At 46.8% G+C, this 2571-nt stretch carries 3 protein-coding genes; 2 read left to right on the forward strand and 1 reads right to left on the reverse strand.

Annotation, left to right across the window (positions count from 1 at the left end):
• Window positions 1–599: HlyD family secretion protein (locus tag CVN76_RS23460; RefSeq protein WP_157805772.1), on the reverse strand; the 599-nt coding region annotated here is incomplete at its 3' end.
• Between the two features lie 271 nt (window positions 600–870).
• Between CVN76_RS23460 and CVN76_RS23465 the strand changes: the two genes are divergently transcribed.
• Both CVN76_RS23465 and CVN76_RS23470 read left to right on the forward strand, forming a co-directional pair.
• Window positions 871–1209 (forward strand): DUF485 domain-containing protein, encoded by a 339-nt coding sequence (locus tag CVN76_RS23465; RefSeq protein WP_100533244.1) that lies wholly within the window; start codon window positions 871–873, stop codon window positions 1207–1209.
• A 13-nt stretch (window positions 1210–1222) separates the two neighbouring features.
• On the forward strand, window positions 1223–2571 hold a 1349-nt coding region (locus tag CVN76_RS23470; RefSeq protein ID WP_100533245.1), incomplete at its 3' end, for a solute symporter family protein.

Below are 2571 nucleotides of genomic sequence, written 5' to 3' on the forward strand. Positions count from 1 at the left end.
ATCCCAATTTTAATATCGCGAGGCTTATCGATTTGAATCGTGACATCGAATGAAGAGACGCCATTTTCATACGTACCCTCCCTTGATACACTGGTCACCTTCCCCGTGAACGTTTCATCTTCGAAGGCGCTCGCTTTTATCTCGACCGTTTGTCCTTTTTTGACGCTTGGAATATCCAATTCATCCACACTGACCGTTGTTTTCAATTTTTTATAATCCGTAACATGTGCCACCACATCACCGCCTGATATTCTGTCGCCCGCCTCTACATCCAACGTGGTTACCGTACCATCGAATGGGGCCGTTACCGGGTCACTTCCATCCGTGAAGGTAATGAGCTCATCACCCTTTTCAACCAATTCATTTTTCTCTACAAGCACCTCATCCACCTCGGCTGCGGCCGAGGAAGTGACGTCCTCACTATTGATTGCAGCAACAGAACCCGAACCACTTATCTCGACTTCAAGGTCTCCCTTTTCAACCTGGGCCGTCACCGACTTAGCCACAGCTGGCTCCGCTTTTTCCTTCATGAAAAACCAAAACGAACCCCCAATGGCTAGCACCAATACCGCGCTTAGCATCATCCACTTTTTCATCATTTTTCTCCCTTCAGATTTCCTTTGCTGAAAGAAGTATCGCTAACGAAGCTTAATTTTTCCTTAAGGGTTGTTTTATCGTAATGGAATAATCCGACCGTCTTCACTTCTATTCCGACCGTTCGCCGACTTTTTCCGGTCTTTGATGTCGAATGAAAAAGGGACGATTTGTAAATTTTGAATTTACAATATATTCAGATAAATATATACTAAAAGCTGGTATCATAAAATTGGTAATGAAAACCAAATCTTAAAAAATGAAGGGGGAACCACTTTGGCATCAAACGATTCAATTGCAAAACAAGCGGAAGTAAGCGCTTCCAAAGATTACAGCAAAATTGTCCAATCTCGATCGTTTCAAGAACTCCTGAAGAAAAAGCGCAATTTCATCGTCCCGCTATCCATCTTTTTCATGGTCTTTTATTTCACCTTACCTATCCTTACTTCCTATTCGAAAGTTCTTAACTCCAATGCATTCGGGGACATCAGCTGGGCATGGGTCTTTGCTTTTGCCCAATTCATCATGACCTGGACCTTGTGCATCCTTTATTCCAGAAAAGCGGCCCGTTTTGACGAATTGGTTGAAAAAATCGTTAAAGAAGCGAAAGGGTAAGGGTGAAATAATCATGAATATGCTCGCATTTATACTATTTTTACTCATCGTCGGCTTAACATTGGTGATTACCTATTTTGCTTCTCGGCGCACAAAAACGACCGCCGATTTTTATACGGCGGACAGCAGCCTGTCTGGTTGGCAGAACGGCTGGGCGATTGCAGGCGATTATATGTCTGCCGCCTCCTTTCTTGGGATCGCGGGGATGGTCGCACTGTCCGGGTTTGATGGTTTTTTCTACAGCATAGGATTTCTTGTCGCTTACCTGGTCGTTCTTTATATCGTGGCCGAACCGTTGCGTAACCTTGGGAAATATACGCTGGCGGACATGATTGCTGCCCGCTTCAATGAAAAGAAGGTGCGCGGGGTCGCTGCCCTTAACACCATATCCATATCCACTTTTTATATGATCGCCCAACTTGTCGGTGCAGGTGCCCTTATAAAACTCTTACTTGGAATCGATTATCTGTACTCCGTTATCATCGTAGGCATTTTAATGACCGTTTATGTAGTATTCGGCGGGATGACGGCCACCAGCTGGGTCCAGATCGTAAAAGCCGTATTATTGATGGCAGGTACGTTCATCATCTCGCTGATCGTGTTGGCCAAATTCGACTTTAGTGTGATCGAGATGTTCAAGCAAATGAAAACAGCAACCCCTTTAGGGGGCGATTTCCTCAATCCGGGGAATAAATTCAAGGATCCATTGGATACCCTTTCCCTTAATTTGGCTCTCGTCCTCGGGACAGCGGGACTGCCTCACATTCTCATCCGATTCTTTACGGTAAAAGACGCCATCACTGCCAGGAAGTCCGTCGTTTATGCCACATGGATCATCGGAATCTTTTATATCATGACCATTTTCCTTGGATTTGGAGCCGCGGCCTTTGTTGGTTATGACAAAATCATCGCGGCGAATGCTGCCGGCAATATGGCGGCTCCGCTGCTTGCCGATGCCATCGGCGGTGACTTCCTGTTCGCCTTCGTGTCTGCAGTTGCCTTCGCTACCATCTTGGCGGTTGTGGCCGGACTCGTTCTATCGGCTGCCTCTGCCTTTGCCCATGATTTTTATGGCCATATCATTCGCAAAGGCCAGGCCACCGACAAAGAACAAGTCGTTGCGGCTCGCTGGGCATCAATCGGAGTGTCGGTCCTTTCCATCATCCTTGCCTTGTTTGCCCAAAACATGAATGTCGCTTTCCTTGTATCCCTTGCCTTTGCAGTGGCTGCCAGTGCCAACCTGCCCATCATCATCTTCACGGTATTCTGGAAACGCTTTAACACCGCCGGGGCTGTTACGGGGATGGTCGTCGGGCTGGCCAGTTCTTTGATTCTTGTTTTCCTTAGCCCCAATGTCTGGTC

Source organism: Bacillus sp. mrc49 (genome assembly GCF_002803435.1).